Source organism: Pseudoxanthobacter sp. M-2, from assembly GCF_046156265.1.
Taxonomy (GTDB): domain Bacteria; phylum Pseudomonadota; class Alphaproteobacteria; order Rhizobiales; family Segnochrobactraceae; genus CAMDHY01.
The window spans coordinates 1-19,468 of sequence record NZ_JAWDIR010000043.1; the positions used below are offsets into that span (position 1 = coordinate 1).

20 protein-coding genes and 1 tRNA gene are annotated in these 19,468 nt (G+C 69.4%); 13 read left to right on the top strand and 8 right to left on the bottom strand.

Features of this window, described 5'->3' with window-relative positions:
* The coding region (locus RUR49_RS17645; protein ID WP_409147718.1) for a hypothetical protein at positions 1–449 on the top strand (449 nt) is incomplete at its 5' end.
* Between the two features lie 202 nt (positions 450–651).
* Positions 652–1,113, top strand: a complete 462-nt coding sequence (locus tag RUR49_RS17650; RefSeq protein WP_409147719.1) for a hypothetical protein — start codon at positions 652–654, stop codon at positions 1,111–1,113.
* A gap of 98 nt (positions 1,114–1,211) precedes the next feature.
* Here the strand turns inward: RUR49_RS17650 and RUR49_RS17655 are convergent, their stop codons facing one another.
* Positions 1,212–1,544 (bottom strand): hypothetical protein, encoded by a 333-nt coding sequence (locus tag RUR49_RS17655; protein WP_409147720.1) that lies wholly within the window; start codon positions 1,542–1,544, stop codon positions 1,212–1,214.
* Between the two features lie 119 nt (positions 1,545–1,663).
* Positions 1,664–2,851 (bottom strand): alpha/beta hydrolase family esterase, encoded by a 1,188-nt coding sequence (locus RUR49_RS17660; RefSeq protein ID WP_409147721.1) that lies wholly within the window; start codon positions 2,849–2,851, stop codon positions 1,664–1,666.
* Positions 2,852–3,142: 291 nt separating this feature from the next.
* On the opposite strand from RUR49_RS17660, the gene RUR49_RS17665 reads away from it, so the two are divergent.
* Positions 3,143–3,634, top strand: coding sequence for a ferritin-like domain-containing protein (locus RUR49_RS17665; protein ID WP_409147722.1), 492 nt, complete (start codon positions 3,143–3,145; stop codon positions 3,632–3,634).
* Positions 3,635–3,751: 117 nt separating this feature from the next.
* Here RUR49_RS17665 and RUR49_RS17670 read toward each other — a convergent pair whose 3' ends face one another.
* The 3 genes from RUR49_RS17670 to RUR49_RS17680 form a co-directional block, all read right to left on the bottom strand.
* Positions 3,752–4,696 carry an alpha/beta fold hydrolase gene (locus RUR49_RS17670; RefSeq protein ID WP_409147723.1) on the bottom strand — a complete coding sequence of 315 codons (945 nt, stop codon included), beginning with the start codon at positions 4,694–4,696 and terminating at the stop codon, positions 3,752–3,754.
* A 353-nt stretch (positions 4,697–5,049) separates the two neighbouring features.
* Positions 5,050–6,006, bottom strand: a complete 957-nt coding sequence (locus tag RUR49_RS17675; protein WP_409147724.1) for a LysR substrate-binding domain-containing protein — start codon at positions 6,004–6,006, stop codon at positions 5,050–5,052.
* A 28-nt stretch (positions 6,007–6,034) separates the two neighbouring features.
* Complete coding sequence (locus RUR49_RS17680; protein WP_409147725.1) at positions 6,035–6,640, bottom strand: peroxidase-related enzyme; 606 nt, start codon at positions 6,638–6,640, stop codon at positions 6,035–6,037.
* Between the two features lie 272 nt (positions 6,641–6,912).
* Here RUR49_RS17680 and RUR49_RS17685 point away from each other — a divergent pair, with 272 nt between their 5' ends.
* The 3 genes from RUR49_RS17685 (at position 6,913) to RUR49_RS17695 (ending at position 10,289) form a co-directional block, all read left to right on the top strand.
* On the top strand, positions 6,913–8,283 hold the full coding sequence (locus tag RUR49_RS17685; RefSeq protein WP_409147726.1) for an NtaA/DmoA family FMN-dependent monooxygenase: 1,371 nt from the start codon (positions 6,913–6,915) through the stop codon (positions 8,281–8,283).
* Between the two features lie 167 nt (positions 8,284–8,450).
* On the top strand, positions 8,451–8,972 hold the full coding sequence (locus tag RUR49_RS17690; RefSeq protein WP_409147727.1) for a flavin reductase family protein: 522 nt from the start codon (positions 8,451–8,453) through the stop codon (positions 8,970–8,972).
* Between the two features lie 24 nt (positions 8,973–8,996).
* Positions 8,997–10,289: an MFS transporter gene (locus RUR49_RS17695; protein ID WP_409147728.1), complete on the top strand. Its 1,293-nt coding sequence runs from the start codon at positions 8,997–8,999 to the stop codon at positions 10,287–10,289.
* A 63-nt stretch (positions 10,290–10,352) separates the two neighbouring features.
* On the opposite strand, the gene RUR49_RS17700 is transcribed toward RUR49_RS17695, so the two are convergent.
* Entirely contained in the window at positions 10,353–11,441 is a 1,089-nt protein-coding gene (locus RUR49_RS17700; protein WP_409147729.1) for a carbon-nitrogen hydrolase family protein, read from the bottom strand.
* A 215-nt stretch (positions 11,442–11,656) separates the two neighbouring features.
* Between RUR49_RS17700 and RUR49_RS17705 the strand changes: the two genes are divergently transcribed.
* From RUR49_RS17705 to RUR49_RS17720, 4 genes are all read left to right on the top strand, one after another.
* On the top strand, positions 11,657–12,763 hold the full coding sequence (locus RUR49_RS17705) for a serine hydrolase domain-containing protein (RefSeq protein WP_409147730.1): 1,107 nt from the start codon (positions 11,657–11,659) through the stop codon (positions 12,761–12,763).
* A gap of 215 nt (positions 12,764–12,978) precedes the next feature.
* Entirely contained in the window at positions 12,979–13,983 is a 1,005-nt protein-coding gene (locus RUR49_RS17710; RefSeq protein WP_409147731.1) for a serine hydrolase, read from the top strand.
* Positions 13,984–14,321: 338 nt separating this feature from the next.
* Entirely contained in the window at positions 14,322–15,239 is a 918-nt protein-coding gene (locus tag RUR49_RS17715; RefSeq protein ID WP_409147732.1) for a hypothetical protein, read from the top strand.
* 241 nt (positions 15,240–15,480) lie between these two features.
* Positions 15,481–15,861 carry a PRC-barrel domain-containing protein gene (locus RUR49_RS17720; protein ID WP_409147733.1) on the top strand — a complete coding sequence of 127 codons (381 nt, stop codon included), beginning with the start codon at positions 15,481–15,483 and terminating at the stop codon, positions 15,859–15,861.
* A gap of 212 nt (positions 15,862–16,073) precedes the next feature.
* Here the strand turns inward: RUR49_RS17720 and RUR49_RS17725 are convergent.
* Positions 16,074–16,150, bottom strand: a tRNA-Arg gene (locus tag RUR49_RS17725).
* A 138-nt stretch (positions 16,151–16,288) separates the two neighbouring features.
* Here RUR49_RS17725 and RUR49_RS17730 point away from each other — a divergent pair.
* Both RUR49_RS17730 and RUR49_RS17735 read left to right on the top strand, forming a co-directional pair.
* Entirely contained in the window at positions 16,289–16,792 is a 504-nt protein-coding gene (locus RUR49_RS17730; protein WP_409147734.1) for a GreA/GreB family elongation factor, read from the top strand.
* Entirely contained in the window at positions 16,789–17,517 is a 729-nt protein-coding gene (locus RUR49_RS17735; RefSeq protein WP_409147735.1) for a phosphatase PAP2 family protein, read from the top strand. The genes RUR49_RS17730 and RUR49_RS17735 overlap by 4 nt, the downstream gene beginning before the upstream one ends.
* 125 nt (positions 17,518–17,642) lie before the next feature.
* On the opposite strand, the gene RUR49_RS17740 is transcribed toward RUR49_RS17735, so the two are convergent.
* Positions 17,643–18,023: a TIGR02300 family protein gene (locus RUR49_RS17740; RefSeq protein WP_409147736.1), complete on the bottom strand. Its 381-nt coding sequence runs from the start codon at positions 18,021–18,023 to the stop codon at positions 17,643–17,645.
* Between the two features lie 377 nt (positions 18,024–18,400).
* On the opposite strand from RUR49_RS17740, the gene RUR49_RS17745 reads away from it, so the two are divergent.
* Positions 18,401–19,456, top strand: coding sequence for a TRAP transporter substrate-binding protein (locus RUR49_RS17745; protein ID WP_409147737.1), 1,056 nt, complete (start codon positions 18,401–18,403; stop codon positions 19,454–19,456).
* Positions 19,457–19,468 lie beyond the last annotated feature (12 nt).

The following is a 19,468-nucleotide window of genomic DNA, read 5'->3' on the forward strand; positions in this document are numbered from 1 at the left end:
TAGGCGCCTGCCTGATCGGTACGGCGCTGTTGGCGGCTGGGCCGGCGACGGCCGAGCTGCTCGGAAAGAACGCGATGACGTCGACGGAGACGATCGGGCCGGCCGCAAAAGGCGGTGCCAAGCCCTATCAGGCTACTGCGGAAGCCGAGTGTGCGAACACGGTCTGCGCTGCCAGCTTCGGCAAGAAGGCGAAGGCGCGAAAGGTCCGGCTCATCAGCTGCGTCATGATCGGACCCGAGGCTCCGCAGATCGCCGCAGTCTTCTTCGAGAGCGAAATTCAATTCTACGTTCCCGTCGCATCCGTCGCGCCGCTGATGGCGGGCACGATCGGCACCTTCACTTCGGACTTTGAGTTCGAGATTCCCGCAGGCGTCCGGATGCAAGTGCGGATGCAGGCGGATGGCGACCCCACTCTCGCCGCATGCACCGCGACAGGCTCGCTGCTGTAGGCGCAGCATCTTGCCGCCTATGCCGCCACGCACCCCGATCGAGTGCCTCGGCAAGGATGAGCACGGCCGCATCAGGTTGATCCTCCTCGACGTGCGTCTTTCGATCATAACAAGGTGCGAAAGATACGCGAGGCGATTAATTCAGGTGAAGTGTATTCACTGCGTATTGAGTTAAACGACATTCTTTAGTGGGAGACAGACAATGAAGTACATTCAGAATATCGGTGCCGCGATGATTGCGTTGACTCTAGTCGCAGGGCCCGCCTTCGCGGATAAGCTGACCAAGCCCACCGCCGTGGAGGTCGTCACCCCGACCGCCAAGGGTCCGAAGCCGTACTTCGCCGGCCTCAGTGGTGAATGCGACCTTGGGGGATGCGTCCACAATTTCGGCAAGAAGGGGAACAAGGCCAGGACGATAAAAATCCTCACATGCGGCGTCGTCGTGGCGGGCGGCGAAGGTCTCTACGCGTTCGTTTTCTTCGACGGTGAGCCTCGCTACATCGTTCCGGTCAACTCTCACAGCGACAATGGAGGATCGGACTATGCTATGTCCATCCTGCAACATCCCTTCACAGTGCCCGCGGGTGTGACGCTGAGTGTGCTGTATGCGACGGGCGGGGCGCCATCGAGCTCGTTCTGTTCGGTCGACGGCACGATCGAATAAGCAGCGCGCCGGCTGCCCGCTGGACGTGCGGCTCCGGCCACCGAGAGCCGCGGGTGGTGGCATTCACCGCCCGCGGCGTTTCTGGCGGCTGCGAGCACTCACTTCGTGCGCGTGCAGTCGAAGCTGTCGCCGGATTCCGGCGAGAACCAGTTCAGCGTCCGGCCCTCGACGGCGACTGCCACCGTGTATCCGTCCGTCATCGTCAGGATGTAGGCGGGGCCGTCGCGGGTCACCTCGGCGATCTCCGCTCGCTCGCCGAAGTCGTAGGTGTCGTCGGAGATCGTGAGCTCGCCGTAGCCGCTGCAGTCCCAGACGCCCTCATAGGGCGCATTGGCTGCGAGCGCAGGTGCGGCGATGCCGCCGAGGACGACAGCGCCCGTTAAGGCCCGCACGACGAAGGCGTGCACGACGACGGCAGTGATGGCTCTCATGGCGCTCCCCCTCGGCCGCGCGCTGCGGCGGAGGGGGACGCTAGCACGACCCGCGGAGGTCGCGACACGGCCCGCAGATGTGACGCCAAGCGCCGCGGGACGGTGTCCGCCGTGTACCGCTACTTCATCAAGCCGGCCGCTCGAAGCGCGTCTTCGATGACCTTCTGCACCCCGCTGACGGGGGTGCGCTGGCGGCCCTCCGGCTCGTGACCGCCGGGCGGCGGGATGTTGGCGCGGGGACGCTGCGCCTGGTCCGAGGGCGCGGCGGCATGCTCCAGCGTCAGAACCGGGGCGCGCTCCGTCTGCGTCGGCTTCTCCGCTGACCGCTTGCCGTCCGCCACCTCCGTGATCCCCCAGAAGCGGGCGATGTGGTGGGTCGAGGAGATGCCCGCATCGAGAATGAAGGCGCCGCTCGCGCCGATGCCGTCGGGAGAGCCCGCGTCGACCGGCGTGCCGTGGCCGAGGCCGGCGATCGTGTAGGCCTCCAGCACAGCGCGGCCCTCGCCGTCACGCCAGACCCGGCGCCGCTGGCCATCGACCGTCTCGATCTGCGTCGGTGCGATGCCGAGGTCATGGAGGCCGCGCCATTGGGTGAGCAGGGCCTCGCCGTTCGACGGCACCACCGTCTGGTCGGCGCTGCCGTGCCAGACGGACAGGGTCGGCCACGGACCGCCGTGGCGGGTGGCGGAGCGGACGCGCTCCACCAGCCTGGCATCGGATCCGAGGCCCTGGCCGCGCATGCGGTCGAAGGCCTCCGGAATCGTCGCTGCCACGCCATAGGGCAGGCCGGCGATCACCGCGCCGCCGGCGAAGACATCGGGATAAGTCGCCAGCATGACGGCGGTCATCGCGCCGCCGGCCGACAGGCCGGTGACGTAGACGCGCCGCGGATCGGTGCGCAGGTGGTCTGCGGCATGTCCCACCATCTGGCGGATCGACAGGGCCTCACCGGCGTCGCGGGCGATGTCGCCCGGCTGGAACCAGTTGAAGCAGAGATTGGCGTTGTTGCCACGCCGCTGCTCGGCATAGAGCACGGCAAAGCCGTGGCGATCGGCGAGCTTCGTCCAGCCGGTGCCGCGATCGTAGCCGGCGGCCGTCTGCTTGCAGCCGTGCAGTACGACCACGAGGGGCGCACCGCCCGGCAGGCCGGCGGGGGCATAGAGGCGGGCGTCGAGGGCGCCGGGATTGGCGCCGAACGCGATGCCGGGCGGCAGATGGTCGGGCTCGCTTGCGCCCGCGCCTCCGACGCCAGCACCAGCCGCGCGCAGGCGGGCCAGTCGGGCGAGCGTGTCCGACAGAGGTCTCATGTCGGGGTTCCTTTGCGCTGAGGCGTTGTCGCATGGCGGTCTTGGACCGGGGCATCAGGAACGCCACCCGGCGAGAATGGTTGCTGCACTGCAGCATCGCCGTGCGGGAGCGTCAAGCGGACCGGACCTGCGATGGGCCGCGGCCGAAGGAGGGGGCCGACACCGCGGGTTCGTCGAGGAGGACGGAACCTGTCCGAGCGGCGGTGCGTTTCCGCGCCACGACCGGCACGGCGTGAAGCTGTGACGGATGCGTCCGGGTTCAAGCAGAACCCCGATAAAGGATTCAAAATCATGGCGACGGAAAAGAAACTCGACGATCTGTTTCTCGAGACGCTGAAGGACATCTACTACGCCGAGAAGCAGATACTGCGTGCCTTGCCGAAGATGGCGAAGAACGCACAGTCCTCCGAGCTGAAGCAGGCGTTCGAGGCGCACAAGCAGGAGACCGAGGGCCAGATCGAGCGGCTGCAGCAGATCTTCGAGATGCTGGACAAGCCGGCGCGCGGCAAGACCTGCGACGCCATCCTCGGCCTGATCGAGGAAGGCAAGGAGATCATGGAGGACTTCGCCGGTTCGCCCGCCCTCGACGCCGGCATCGTCGGTGCCGCCCAGGCGGTGGAGCACTACGAAATCGCGCGCTACGGCACCTTGAAGGCCTGGGCCGGCCAGCTCGGCATGAAGGACGCGGTCGCCCTTCTGGACGCGACCCTGCAGGAGGAGATGAAGACCGACAAGCTGCTGTCGGGCCTCGCCCGCTCCCCGGTCAACGCCAAGGCGGCCTGACGCCGAAGCGGTTCCGCTGCCGGCTCGCGGCGGCCGAACGAGACAAGGACGGCTCCGGCGCACCCCGCCGGGGCCGTTCTTGCATGCGGCAGGCCGTGCGGAACAGGCCTGGGCGGATCAGGAGGGCGGCGCGGCCGAGGCGTCGTCGAGGAAGGCCTTCACCGGCACGAGCGTCGTGTCCGGGGCCTCCTCGTGCGGAACGTGGCCGAGGCCCGGAAAGCTCGCGAGCCGGGCCTGCGGGATTTCGCGGAGATAGTCCTGCGCGTTGATCGCCGGGATCATGCCGTCGTCGCTGCCCCAGACGAGCAGGACCGGGGCGCTGATGGTGCGCAGGGTTGGGCGCGGGTCGTGGCGCACGGTCTGCTCCATGCGGGCGATCATCGCGTCGCGGACACCGGGCGCCAGCATCAGGTCGTAGTAGCGGTCGACGGTCGCATCCGTCATGACCTTCGGATCGCCGTAGGCCGGCGCCAGGCTCGCGCGCAACATCGGCTTTGGCAGCACGTAGCGCATCGACTTGACCAGCACAGAGGTCTCCGGCGCCTTGCCGTACTCGAATCCCGGGCTGGCGAAGCCGTCGGGGGCGATCAGAACCAGCTTGTCGACGCGGTCGGGATGGGCGGCGGCGACGCTCCAGGCGAGACGGCCGCCGATCGAATGGCCGACGAGGCTCGCGCGGTCGACGCCGAGGCGGTCGAGGAGGGCGAGCAGGATCTCCATGGAGCGCGCGTCGGTGTAGAGGCCGGTCGGGTCCGGCTCGGACAGTCCGGCGCCGGGCAGGTCGAAGCGGATGACGCGGTGGTCCGCAGACAGCGCCTCTGCCCACGGCTCGAAAGTGTGGAGGCTGGCGCCGAAGCCGTGCAGCATGACGACGGCCGGCGCGTCCTTCGGGCCGGTGTCGCGCACGTGCAGCCGGGTGCCCGCGACCTCGATCATGTCGCCGGGGGAGGCGAGGTACTTCGCCTCGAGCTCGGCGCGCGGCCGATCCGGCGTCCACAGCCAGAAGCCGAGGGCGATGAGGCCGATGCAGAGGACGGCGACGATGACGAGGGCGATCTTCATGGGCGGGACAGTCCGGCTGGCGTCGCCATCGGGGCGCTCCGACGCGAGGGGGCGAAGGGCGGGCGAGGGGCGCTCGACGGTGACACCGCCCGTGGGGGCCAAGATAACGCCCGAGCGGACATGAAAAACCCCGCGTCTGGAAAACCAGTCGCGGGGCCCAACACGCTCTGCCAGTACATCCGTGGTCAAAGCTATCAGCGGTCTGGCGAGAACAACCGGCCTACCGTCGCAGGGCGCGCCGTTCTCAGCGATCACGCTTGAACACAGCCTAGTTGGACCCCCCGCGTCCGGAAGTCAAGGGGAAACGCAAAAACAACCGGTGGCGGTGGGCTCGGGTCTGTGAGGCGCAGTGCCTAGATCGAGGTGGCACCTGGCGTGGCGCCCCCGCTGGCGCGCCGGAGTGCCTCGGGCAGGGTGGCGCAGACATATTCGACGAAGGCCCGGACGGACGGGGTGAGGCCCTTGGAGGCGAGGAAGGCGAGATAGACCTGGTTCGGACGCAGCGACCAGTCCGGCAGCACGGGGACGAGGCGGCCGACCTCGAAGTCGTCGTGGATCATCCGTTCGGACAGGCGCACGACGCCGGCTCCGGCGTGGGCGGCGCGGCGGAGCGTCTCGATGTCGTCGGAGATCAGGCGCGGCTGGTGGTTGAAGGCGACGGAGCGGCCGTCGGTAGCGTGCAGCAGCCAGGTGTGGCGGCCGCCGGGGGTGGAGATGTCGAGGGTGGGGAAGGCGCGCAGTTCCTCGAGCGTCGTGCAGGGGCCGAGCTCCGCCAGGAGCGACGGCGCCGCCACCAGGTACTGCCGGGTGTCGATGACCTTGCGGACCATGACGCTGTCGGACTCGTCGATCTCCGGTCCGACCCGCAGCGCCACGTCGACGCCGTCGCCATAGAGGTCGACGGCGCGGTTGGTGGCGATGATGTGCAGGCCGACGCCGGGATTGTCGGTGAGGAAGCCCGGCACGATCGGCGCGAGCAGCACGCGGTTGGCGTTCACCATGCAGGCGACCCGGACCATGCCGCGGGGCGCCTCCTGCAGGACGGAGACCGCCTGCATGCCACGCTCGGCCTCCGCGACGACGCGCTGGCAGTGCTCGAGGAAGAGGTCGCCGGCCTCGCTCAGGGCGAAGTGGCGCGGCGAGCGCTCGATCAGGCGGACGCCGAGGCGCCGCTCGAGCTGGGCCACGCGGCGTGACAGCCGCGACTTCGGCACGCCGAGCGCCCGCTCGGCCAGCGAGTAACTGCCGTACTCCGCCACCTTGGCGAAGTAGTACATGTCGCTCAGGACATTGAAGCTATCCGGCAGCATGATGCCTCATGTTTCTGTTGTTGTTCGGCTATCGGCCGTCGGCTGGTGGGCGCGCAACGCGACCCATCAGGTGGAACTCGTCGTTGGGGCGCAGTGAGATTGCGTTGGCGAGGCGGTTCGACATGGCGAAGAAGGCGCTGATCGCGCCGATGTCCCAGATGTCGTCGTCGGTGAAGCCGTGGGCCGACAGGGCCGCGCGGTCGGCCTCCTCGACCGTCTCGGCGGCGCGCGAGACCTGCATCGCGAAGTCGAGCATGGCGCGCTGTCGGGGCGTGATGTCGGCCTTGCGGTAGTTGATGGCGACCTGGTCGGCGATCAGCGGGTCCTTGGCGCGGATGCGCAGGATCGCGCCGTGGGCGACGACGCAGTATTGGCACTGGTTGGCACCGCTGGTGGCGACGACGATCATCTCCCGCTCGGCCTTCGTGAGCCCGCCCGGCTTCTCCATCAAGGCATCGTGGTAGGCGACGAAGGCGCGAAACTCGTCGGGTCGGAAGGCCAGCGCCAGGAAGACGTTGGGCACGAAGCCGGCCTTCTCCTGCACGGCGAGGATCCTCTCGCGCACGTCGTCGGGCAGCGTCTCCACGGCGGGGACGGGGAAGCGGCTGATCGGGCGGGAGGCGGGTTCGGACATCGGATGGGCCTCTCGCTCGGTGACGGACGGGCGCGGCCGCGATGATCGCGCATCGGCCGGCGGGCGAGAGGCTAGCGCAATTCGCCGCCGGCGGAAGCAGTCGCCCGCTCCGCCGGACGCCGTCGGCACGCTGGTCGCCGCGAACCATGACGTTCCGCAGGCGCAACGCTCGGTACGATTTCCGCGGCTTCTGCGCTCCCGAGCCGCGCGCTAGCGTTCGGCCGTGCCGCCGGTCCCCTGCGACCAGACGGCGGAAACGGCGGGAGCAGATAATGGCCGCAACGGCCCGGACGATGGCGCTCAACCTCAACCTCGTGCCCGGCGGCGTGTTCCCCGGCGCCTGGCGGGCGAGCGGCGAGGACGCCCATCACTTCTCCAGCCTTCCCCACTACATCGAGTGCGCGAAGATCGCCGAGGCCGGCAAGCTCGACGCGATCTTCGTCGCCGACATGCCGACCTGGCGCTTCAAGGGCGAGTTCCGGCCGTTCCGCGGCCTCGACCCGACGATGGCGCTGTCGGCGGTGGCGCAGCACACCACGCATCTCGGCCTGATCGCGACGGGGTCGACCTCCTACAACTCGGTCTTCAACCTGTCGCGGCGGATGTCGACGCTCGACCACATCTCGGGCGGCCGCGCCGGCTGGAACATCGTCGCCACCGCCGGGGATGACGCGGCGATGAACTTCGGCATGGAGCAGTCGCTCGACCATGACGCGCGCTACAAGCGGGCTCACGAGTTCGTCGAGGCGTCGCTGCAGCTCTGGGACAGCTGGGCCGATGATGCCTGGGTGGCCGACAAGGCATCCGGCGTGTTCGTCGACGACAAGCGCATCCGGCACGTCGACTATGTCGGCGAGCACATCAAGGTGAAGGGGCCGCTCAACCTGCCGCGCTGCCCGCAGGGCCATCCGGTGCTCGTGCAGGCCGGTTCGTCGGATGACGGCATCGCGCTCGCCTCGCGTTTCGCCGACATCGTCTACAGCGTCCAGCACACCCTGGATTCGTGCATGGACTTCCGCCGCAAGGTGCGCGATCGCGCCGTCGCCTGGGGGCGCGACCCGAACACCCTCCGTGTCCTGCCGGGGCTCATCAACATCGTCGCCGGCACGGAGGCCGAGGCGCTGCGTGAGGAGCGCGAGCTGCAGGAGCTGCACCGGGAGCACTACGCGATCAACGCGCTGGCGCTCCTGATAGGTGTGCCGGTGGAGTCGCTCGACCTCAACAAGGAACTGCCGTGGGACCTCGTTCCCGCCGACGGCCATGGCGGCAGCCAGCAGGGCCACTTCGCGACCCTCGTCGCCACGGCGAAGCGCGAGAAGCTGACGGTGCGGCAGATCCTCGCCCGCCAGGGCGGCGGCATGACCCACGTCACCGCCGTCGGCGCCCCCGAGCAGGTGGCCGACCTGATGGAGGAGTGGTTCCGGGCGGGCGCCTGCGACGGCTTCAACATCATGCCGGCGGCGCTGCCGACGGGGGCGAAGGCCTTCGTCGAGGCGGTCGTGCCGATCCTGCAGAAGCGCGGGCTGTTCCGCACGGAGTATCCGGGGACGACGCTGCGCGACACCCTCGGGCTCAAGCGCCCGCCCGTGGGCTTTTCAGACGCGGACTATGGCGGGCCGATCATGCGCGTGAGCGCACGGTGAGGGGCCGGGCCGTCGTCGCCGACTTCCCCCCTCGGCGACGACGGTCCGTGTCCCCGACCAGGCGTTGAACAGCGGCTCAGGGTCTGCGATACGGCGTGTCGACATCAGCTCAACTGATCGGAATCGCCGCCGCGCGGCCCGCGCGATGGCCGGAGCCCTCCCGCCGCATGATCGACAGTCCGCGAGACCCGGTGTCGGGCGTCGATGCCGACGCCCTGAAGCGCGCCATGCGCACGTTGCCGGCAGCGGTCGCGGTCGTCACCGCCGGCGTCGGCGACGATCGCACCGGCGCCACGGTGACGTCAGTCGCCTCGTTCTCGATGGCGCCGCCGACGATGATGGTGAGCCTCAACCGGTCGTCGTCGACGTGGCTCGCCGTGCAGCGATACGGCCACTTCTGCATCAACGTGCTGCGCGACGACCAGCAGGCGGTGGCGGACCGCTTCGCAGGCCGTGGCGGGCTCAGGGGCATGCACCGCTACGGCGAGGACGTGTGGGCGCCACTCGCCACGGGGGCGCTGGCGCTCGAGGGTGCGCTGGCAGCGATCGACTGCGAGCTCGAGGAGGCGTTCGAGCGCCACAGCCATGCGCTGCTCCTCGGCCGCGTCTCGGCGATCACGCTCGGCAGCGGCGCGGCCCTCCTCTACGGCGACGGGCGCTACGGCACCTTCGCCGGCCCGTTGCCCTGACGTGACCCGGCGCGAGAGGGCGCGATGAACGAGCAGCCGGCAACGCCGGACCCGGTCGCCGGCGATCGCGTCGTCGCCGCCGTGTCGGGGCGCTTCTTCTATGGCTGGGTGATCGTCGCCGCCTGCTTCGTCGCGCAGGCGATGACGAGCATCTCAATCCAGGGCCTGTCGACCTATGTCGCGCCGCTGCAGCGCGAGTTCGGCTGGAGCCTCAGCCAGACGGCGGCGGGACGCTCCTTCCAGCAGGCGGACAGCTTCCTTGGCCCGCTCACCGGCTGGCTGGTCGACCGCTTCGGTCCGCGGGCGCTGATGAGCGCCGGCATCGTGCTCTATGCGGTGTCGTTCGTCGTCTTCAGCCAGATGAGCAGCCTGTGGGGCTACTACGCCGCCTGCGTGATGATGGCGGTGGCGAACAGCCTCGTCGGCCTGCTGATCGTCTCCTACACCCTGAACCACTGGTTCCGCCGCAAGCGCACGACGGCGATGGGCATCGCGGTGATGGGGTTTGCCGCCGCCGGCATCGTCTTCCTGCCGGCGCTCGTCTTCGTGCAGGGGCTGTTCGGCTGGCGCGAGGCGGCGCTGGCGACGGCGGCGGCGATGCTGGTGCTCGGGCTGCCGATCGTGTTCCTGATGCGCAACTCGCCGGAGCGCTGCGGCCTGCTGCCGGACGGCGACCGGCCGGAGGACCTCGCCGGCATTCTCAAGACCGGGCGGGGCGGCGGCCTCGTCGACTTCACCACCCGCCAAGCGGTGCGCACCCGCGCCTTCTGGCTGCTGACGATCGGGAACGCGCTCGCCCAGATGGCGCTGGCGGCGATCGTCGTCCACCAGTTCCCCTATCTCGAGGACCTGCTGACGCGGGAGACGGCGGCGCTGGTGCTGTCGGTGCTGAACGTGTTCAACCTTCTCGGCCGCCTCGTCGGCGGTGTGCTCGGCGACCGCTTCCGCAAGCACATGATCATGGCGGTCAACATGGTGGCGGCAACGCTCGGCCTGGCGCTGCTCGTCGTCGCCGACGGGCTGGTGCTGCTGCTCGTCTACGCCGCGCTCTACGGGACGAGCTGGGGCATCCGCACCGCGGTGGCGAACTCGCTGCAGGGCGACTATTTCGGCCGCGCCTCGTTCGGCAAGATCGCCGGCCTCGCCCAGACGCTGGCCGCTCCGACGGCGATCCTGTCGCCGATCCTGTTCGGCCTGATCGTCGAGACGACCGGCGCCTACCGTCCGGCGCTGATGACGCTGGCGGTGCTGACCGGGATCGCCTCGGTGCTGTTCCTGCTGGCGGCACGGCCGCCGACGCCGGTGAAGGCGGTTTAGTCGCGCGTCGCTCCGCGGCACGGCCGGCGGCGAGCGCCTCGACCGTGCCGCGGGACCGTACTGTCAGTCCGTGGCGTCGCCGTCCGATCGCGGCCCCGACAGCTGTCGCGGCGGCTGCGCCGGCAGGCGCTCGCGGCGCTCCTCGCGGGCCGGACGCGGCAGGGCCGGGTTCGTCTCGCCGGCGGGCCCGCTCGGCTGGTAGAGCTGCGGCGCCGACCGGTTCACCTGCACCTGGAAGATGTCCGGGCGGTTGTAGTGGCCGGCGAAGTCGTGGCGGAGCTTCATCTGCACGCACAGCTCGAGGTCGCAGTCGCCGTAGAGGATGCCTTCCTCCGCCCCCATCGGCCCGGCGATCACCCGGCTGTTCGGCCCGACGATGACGCTGCCGCCGCAGCAGTCGTGGCTGCGCATGAACGCCTCGCCCTCCGGGGAGAGCTTCATGCGGGCGATCATGTCCTCGTCGACCGTGCCGCAGGCGGAGACGACGAAGGCCTTGCTCATCTGCGCGAAGGCCTGCGAGTCGACCAGCACGCGGTTGCGCATCGGGTCGCCGCTGGTCGGGAAGTGGTTCGGCCAGCTCATCGCGTGGATGCGGGTGCCCTCGGCGATCAGGGCGAAGACGGCGAGGGGATTGGAGTTCTCGCCGCAGATCAGGCCGCTCATCGGGCCGAAGGCGGTGTCGAAGGCGCCGAAGGTGTCGCCGTGGCCGCCCATGTGGACGAGGCGCTCGCCGACCGTCGGCATGATTTTCTGATGCTTGCGGATGATCGACCCGTCCGGGCCGAAATAGATCTGCGAGTTGAACATCGTGCCGGTTGTGTTCGGCAGCTTCTCGCAGGCGCCCATGACGACATAGGCACCGGCGGCGCGGGCGGCTGCGCCGATGGCGCGCGTCTCCGGGCCGGGGATCTCGATCGAATTCTTGAAGAGCTCGGTGGCAAGCCGGTTCGCGATCGCGCCGGTGGCCGGGTGATGGTGATACCAAACCGGATGAGTAGGAATGAAGCCTTCCGGGAAGACGATGAACTTCGCACCGTTGTCGGCAGCCTCGAGGATCAGCCGGCAGGCCTTCTCGACGCAGGCTTCGCGATCGAGGAACACCGACGCCGCCTGCACGGCGGCCACACGCACGACCGGATAGACGTCACCCACCTTGGAGCCTCCTGCGCTTCGGGCCGGCCACCCAGGGCACGGCCTCTCCCGACTTGTTCTGTCCTGCACTCTGCCGCGAATGCCGCGACCGGCGCAATGTATACAGGTCGGCGCACGTGTCGACGGTGCGGATGGCCTCGGTGCCGCTCATCTTGGGGTAGCATTCCCCGCCGGGCTGCCCGTTTCTCGCCATGGAGCCCCCCTAGGGACTGGGGATGATCATCCGCTCGCTCCTGATCCTCGCCCTCGCTCTCGCCGCCGTGCCCGCCCGGGCGACGACTGAGACGCCTGAGGGCGCCGGCGCCGGCCTCGAGGCAGTGCTCGACCGCGCCACCGCCATCACGCCGCTCGAAACCGTCGTCGTCGCCGTCGACGGGGAGAGGGTGGCCGAGCGTGGCTATCGCGGCCACCGCGTCACCGCGCCGACCAACATCAAGTCGGCCTCCAAGTCGGTGATCTCGCTCCTCGTCGGCATTGCCATCGACCGCGGCGTGCTGGAAGGGCCGGACCAGCCGATCGCGCCCTTGCTCGCGCGCGACCTGCCGGCGAACGCGGACCCACGGCTCGCCACCGTGACGATCGGCAACCTGCTGTCCATGCAGGCCGGGCTCGAGCGCACCTCGGGGGCGAACTACGGGCGGTGGGTGTCGAGCGGCAACTGGGTGCGAGCGGCGCTCGCCCAGCCCTTCGTCGCCGAGCCCGGCGCCGAGATGCTCTATTCGACCGGCTCGACGCATCTCCTGTCGGCGATCCTGACGCGCAAGACCGGCCAGTCGACGCTTTCGCTGGCGCGCGAATGGCTCGCCCCGGTCGACGACTTCGCGATTTCCGCCTGGGACCGCGATCCGCAGGGCATCTATCTCGGCGGCAACCAGATGGCGATGAGCCCGCGCTCGCTGCTTGCCTTCGGCGAGCTCTACCGCACCGGCGGTCGCGCCCCCGACGGCACGCAGGTGGTGTCGGCCGAGTGGATCGAGACGTCCTGGCGGCAGCGCACCAACTCCCGCTTCACCGGCGACGGTTACGGCTACGGCTGGTTCCTGCGCGACATCGCCGGCGAGCCGGTGCGCTACGCCTGGGGCTACGGCGGCCAGATGCTCTACGTCGTGCCCAGCCTCGGCCTGACGATGGTGATGACGTCGGACGATACCGCCCCCGCCGGCCGCACCGGCCACCGCGACGCCCTGCACGCGCTCGCCGGCGAGATCATCACGGCGGTGGCGGCCGACGCACCGGCTAAACCGGGAGCGGCGGAGGGGGCGCAGTCCGCTACGCCGCCGGTCCCCTCGCCGCCGATGGATCAGGGCGATCCGGCGCCCTGAGGGCCGAGCGGCTTCCCGTCTCCGAACAGCCGGCCGGCGGCGAAAGCCCGCACGCATGTCGTGCTCGGGAGCGGGATATTCGCGGCCGCTTCGTCGGCCATTCACAACCTTCGAGCCTCGCCGAAGGCGGATGAGCACGCTAAACCTTGTTCAAGTTGGAAGCGGCTGATCCCTGCGCAGAGCGCGCGTCCAAGCCGCCTGGGAAGGGAACTTCAATGGCAAACGGCATCGACCGTCGCGCGCTGTTCGGCTTGACCGCAGCCGCCGGGGCCGCACTCGCGGCACCCGCCATCCTCTCGTCGGAAGCCGAGGCTGCCCCCGATACGGGCGACATCAAGAAGGCCCTGCGTGGTTTCGACAAGCTGCCGGGCGACGTCGCCTACCGGATCAACGTCGGCCGCGGCGGCAGGCGCTTCACCGCTGGACAGCGGGCAGGCGACAGGCTCTTCGTCGGCAGCTCCGTCAAGACCTTCATCCTGGCGCGCTACCTCAGGGACGTCGAGAACGGGCGGCTGAGCCTGACGGAGCAGCTCAAGGTCAACAACGCCGTCCGCTCGCTCTCGAGCCCGGTGTTCCTCGACCTGACCGGGACGACGCCGGCGACGTCCGTGCTGGAGGCGATGATCACGCACTCCGACAACACGGCCACCGACATCGCGCTGCGTCAGGTCGGCGCCGGGCGGGTTCGCACGTTCATCGAGAACGCCGGTCTCTCGTCGGTCAGGATCGCGACCTCGACCCGGCTGCTGTTCTGCTATCTCGCCGGCGCCCCCTTCGGTGTCGACGAGGGGTGGGCGGGGATGAAGCGGATCGCGAGGGGCGAGGATTTTGGTCCCCTGCGATCGCCGATGAACAGGCGCGAGACGATGCAGGGCTCTGCCGAGGACTTCGTCAGCTACTACGAGCAGATCCGCGGTGGCGATCTCATCCGGACCGAGGCGATGCAGCGGGAGTTTCGCCGCATCTCGTCGATGCCGGCGATCTTCTGGTCCGTCGGGCCGGAGAACACCCCGATCTTCGGCAAGGGCGGCAGCATCGAGTGGGATAACTTCAACGCCCTCTGCCTGCCCGGCCAGATGCTGATCGGCGGCACGCTGCCGGTGACCTTCTCGTTCGTCGTCAACTGGAAGGGCAAGCCGAGCACCATTCCCGGCGTCGGCGACCAGTTCGCCTCGGCGATCCGCGACACGCTCGCGGCCACGGCCAAGGCGTTCGGCTGAGCCGATCCGGCTCGCGCCCGGACGTGATCGACACTGCGGCGGACGCGGTCCTGCGTCTCGCCGGACCGCGCCCGTTCACGCTGACGGCGCCGCGCTGCGACATCCCCCGGAACTGAAAGCCTCTTCGGCGATTGGATAGGTGCATCGGACTTCCGTCGCGATGCGTCGTTTCAGAAACACCGGCATCGATCTGACCCGGCGGGCTTGCCCTGCCGGGACAGGATCGTCGACGGCTGCCGCAGGAGTGAAGTCATGGGTCGCGGAATCTTGCTTTGGATGCTGGGCGTGCCGATCCCGATCATCATCCTCCTCGCACTCTTCTTCCGGTGAGGCGCCCCATGGCTCATGTCACACCGGTCGATGTCGTCCCGGCCGTCGCGGTCGCAACGTCGTCCAGCGCATCCCCGTCCGCCGTCTCGTGGGCGGCCATCTTCGTCGGCGCCTTCGCGGCCGCCGCGTTGTCGCTCGTCCTCTTCATCCTCGGCACCGGGCTCGGGCTGACGATGGTGTCGCCCTGGGAATGGGAGGGCGCCTCCGCAACGACGTTCGCGGTGTCGACGGCGATCTGGCTCGTCGTCATGCAGTGGCTGTCGTCGGGCGTCGGCGGCTATCTCGCCGGCCGCCTGCGGACGAAGTGGAGCGGACTCAACTCCGACGAATCGTTCTTCCGCGACACGGCGCACGGCTTCATGGCGTGGGCGGTGGCGACCCTGTTCGTGACCTGGCTGCTGAGCTCGGCGCTTTCCTCCGCCGTCAGCGGCGGAGCGTCGGCGATCGGCTCGGTCGCGGCTGGTGCGGCACAGGGGACCGCGCAGGCTGCTTCGACCGAGCTCGGCGACAGCGGCGCATCGCCGACCGACTACTTCGTCGACGTGCTGTTCCGGCCGGGTAGTGCCGGGACGACGCCCACGGGCGCCGTGACCGGTTCGCCAGAGAACGCCGCCGACGGACGCAGCGAGGCCGTCCGCATCCTCGTCACCAGCGCCGCGAGCGGCGAGGTGGCGGCACCGGACCGGACGCGTCTCGCCCAGCTTGTCTCGGCGCGCACCGGGCTGACGCAGGCGGAGGCCGAGGAGCGTGTGAACGAGGTGCTCGGCCGCATCGATGCGGCGGCGACACAGGCCCGCGAGACGGCGGACCAGGCGCGGCAGGCGGGCATGATGCTCGCCTTCATGACGGTGCTGTCGTTCATCATCGGCGCGTTCGTCGCGAGCGCCGCCGGCGCCCTCGGCGGTCGTCAGCGCGACACGTACTGAGCCTCGTCGTGGCGACGGTCTTCGTCGCCGCCTGATCGCACTCCGGCGATCCTTGCAGCCCCGCTCGCGCGGGGCTGCTTTCGTTTGGCTCCCGCGCGGGCCACGGGAGCCCTCGCTCCCGACCCTCGAGGATCACCGCGTGGCGGTAAGTGACGGCGTCGCGCCGGATTTTCGGTCCGGCACCGGGAACGAAGGCACGCCCCGGGGGTTCTCCGATCCCTTGTTGACTGGAGTATCCGACATGAAGACCGCCGTACTCGCCCTCGCTCTGTCCGTCGCCGCCGTGCCCGCCTTCGCGCAGGGCACGACCACCGGCCAGATCCCGCAGATGATGGAGATCGAGCAGGACGACATCATGGTCCCGGGCCTCGCCATGCGCGTCGACGAGGTCGAGGACATCACGGTGGTCGATGCCGCCGGCAACACCATCGGCGAGGTCGACGAGGTGCTCGGCAACGCCGATGGCCAGCCGGTCGCGGTGGTCGTCGAGGCGGGCGGCTTTCTCGGCATCGGCGAGAAGGATGTGATCGTCGACATCAACCGCCTGCGCAAGAACGGCGACAGCGTCGTGCTCGACATGTCGAAGGCGGAAGTCGAGAACCTGCCGGCCTGGGCCGACTGATCGGCGACGGCGCCCTCGTGACGGGGCGGCGGCAGGGCCTTCGGGCCACGCCGCCTCTTCCGTGGGGATTGGTGACCAGCAAGGCCCGGCACGCGTGTGTCGGGCCTTCTCTCGTCCGGCTACACATGAAGGCCCGTTACCCCGGACACCCGACAGGGGAAATGGACGGCGGGGCCCGACAAGTCAGACCTTCCGCGACGAGTTGAAATCGTTGGTGACCCCGACGCGATTCGAACGCGTGACCCTCAGATTAGGAATCTGATGCTCTATCCTGCTGAGCTACGGGGTCCCATGCGCCGTTTAGCATGGAACGCGGCGGCGATCACCGGGGTTCGTGCGTCGGTGCCGGCATGGTAGTCAGGCCGAGGCGATCGAGGGGGAGGAGGCGTCGCATGCGATGGGGAGTTCGGCCATGAGTCGGGCCTTCGTGCGCGAGCCCGACGGCGATACGCCCCCTGAGCCTCCGGCCGAGACGCCGGTCAGCCCGCACCGTAATCTCGTCACTCCGCGCGGCCTCACGCTTCTGCAGGCCGAACTCGAACGCCTCGACGCCGTTCTGGCGCGCCCCGAGGCAGACGACTCCGCCGAACGCGCCCGCGTTGCGCGCGATCGCCGCTACATCGCGCGGCGGCTCGCCAGCGCCGAGCCGGTGGCGCCGCACGGTGAGGGTGACCACGATCCGACGGTGACCTTCGGTTGCGCCGTGACGCTGGTGCTTTCCGGTGGGCGCAGGGTCACGTGGCGCATCGTCGGCGAAGACGAGGCCGACCCATCCCACGGACGCATCGCCTGGACCTCACCGGTCGCCGGTCTGCTGATCGGGCTCGGCGTCGGTGACGAGGTCGTGCTGCCGGCGGGAGCGGCGGAGGTCGCCGCCATCGACACTGCCGCGGAGCAGCTTCCGGAGCCGTCCACAGGAGACCTTGCTTGAAGTTCGACTTCCATCCCGCCCACCTGGTCGCCTTCGCGCGACGCGAAATCGGCGTGCTGTCGATCGTCTTCGCCATCGCGCTGGCGCTCCTCGCGTTCCTGGGGCTCGCCGACGAGGTGATGGAGGGCGAGACCGGCGCGTTCGACGAGGCGTTGCTGCTGGCGCTGCGGACGTCGACGGATACCCACGACCCGCTCGGCCCACGCTGGCTCGAGCAGGCGGCCGGGGACATCACGGCGCTCGGTGGCGTCACGGTACTGGCACTGATCACGCTGGGCGCGATCGGCTTCCTGCTCGCCGACGGCAAGCCGCGCACGGCGATGCTGGTGATCGCCTCCGTCGGCGGCGGCACGCTGCTGTCGACGCTCCTGAAGCTCGGCTATGCCCGGCCGCGCCCGGACCTCGTTCCACATGGGGTCGAGGTCTACACCGCGAGCTTCCCGAGTGGGCACGCCCTCGGGGCGGCGGTGGTGTTCCTGACGCTCGGCGGGCTGCTGTCGTGGTCGCAGCCGAGCCGCCGCATCAAGATCTACATTCTGTCGATGGCGGTGGTGCTGACGATCCTGGTCGGCGTCAGCCGCGTCTATCTCGGCGTCCACTGGCCGACCGACGTGCTCGCGGGCTGGGCGATCGGCGCCGCCTGGGCGCTCGCCTGGTCAGGGATCGCCCTTGTGGTGGCCCGGCGCAGTCGTCCGGCGCCGCCCGGCGAGGGGCCGGCCGGCTGAGCGGGGGCGGTCTGTCGGGAGACGGGTCGGCCGGCTGAGGTCGGCCGTTCTATCGCGGAGCCCACCGGCGGACGGGCGGTTGTCGGGCCGTTCCCGCCGGCAACGGCCGGCGGGTGGGGGAGCAATCAGCGCTCTTCTTCGTCCTCGACGTCGCCGATGATGTCGGCGACGTCGTCGTCGCCTTCTTCCTCTTCGAGGAACTCGTCCTCGCCGGGGTCGATCTCGGCGATCTCCTCCGGATCGATGTCGTCGACGACCTCTCCGCCGCTCGCTTCGGCGTCGGCCTCTTCGAGGCTGACGAGCTCGACGTCACCGACCACCTCGTCGACTTCGACCTCCTCGATCGGGACGACCACCTTGGCAAGCTTCTCCGGGCGCACCGCCGGCTGCCCGGCGTCGAACGTCGTGCCGCACTTCGGGCACAGGATCGGGCTGCGATTGAGGTCGTAGTACTTGGTGCCGCAGCTGGGGCAGAGCCGCTTCACCCCAAGTTCCGGTTTTGCCACGTCGCGCGCCTCGCGGTGTCATGAAAGCGGGGTCCCCATACAGGCGGGCGGGCGGCTTTGTCAAAGCGGAATGCGGAACGGCACCGACGGGGCCGAAATGCCGCCACTCCGGCGGCTTTCGCGCACGCGGCGCCCCGGGCCGCCGCGCCGCCCGAACAGCGGAAAACGCCGCATCGTAAGCGGTTCTCACGACAGCGCCGAGAGGCGGTCATCGAGCGTCGCGACCGATTGACATTGGCAATAACAATTATAGTCTAGCCCAAAGACCGCGGGCCGCACCGGATGTTCCGGAATGCGAGGACGTCCGCCGCGCCGAGGCGCGGGGCGATCCGCCCGCCGCCCCCGAGGACGGGGGCCGCCAGAGGAGGAGCGACAGGATGACGACGATCTTCAGCACCCGTGCGATTCTCAAGTCGACCGTGCTCGGCCTCGGGGCCGCCGCGCTGTCTCTCGCCCTCGGCGTCGGTGGCGCGGCCGCCCAGGACGTGACGCTCAAGCTTCACCAGTTCCTGCCCGCCCAGGCGCCGGTTCCGGCCGGCGTGCTGGTGCCGTGGATGGAGGCGATCGAGAAGGAATCCGACGGCCGCATCAAGTTCGAGCACTATCCGGCGATGCAGCTCGGCGGGAAGCCCGGCGAGCTCTACGACCAGGTCGTGGACGGCGTCGCCGATGTCGTTTGGACGCTGCCGGGCTACACGCCGGGCCGATTCCCGCAGAGCGAGGTCTTCGAGCTGCCGTTCATGATCAAGGATGCCGAGGGAGCTTCCCGCGCCTACTGGCAGCTCGGCGAGAAGCACATGTTCGACACGGACTTCAAGGACGTGAAGATCATTGGCCTGTGGACGCACGGGCCGGGCCTGATCCACTCGAAGACGCCGATCACCACCGTCGCGGACCTGAAGGGCGTGAAGCTGCGCGCGCCGACCCGCGTCACCAACATGATGGCGACCTCGCTCGGCGCGACGCCGGTCGGCATGCCGGTGCCGGCGGTGCCGGAGGCGCTGTCGAAGGGCGTCATCGACGCCACCATCCTGCCGTGGGAAGTCACGGCGTCGATCAAGTCGTCCGAGCTCGTGAAGAACCACACCGAGTTCCCCGGCGCGCCGCTCTACACGGCGACCTTCATCCTGGCGATGAACAAGGACGTCTACGAGGGCCTGCCGGCAGACCTCAAGGCGGTGATCGACGCCAACTCCGGCCTCGAGTTCTCGGCGGAGGCCGGGCGCGTCAGCCAGGCGGCTGACGACGGAGCCCGCCAGCTGGCGGTCAATCTCGGCAACACCATCATCGAGCTGACGCCCGAGCAGATCGCCGAGTGGAAGACGGCGGCGCAGCCGACGATCGACACCTGGGTCAAGGAGATGTCGGACAAGGGCATCGATGGACAGGCGCTCCTCGACGAGGCGCGCGCCGCCATCGCCGCCGGCAACTGAACCCTGCGTCGC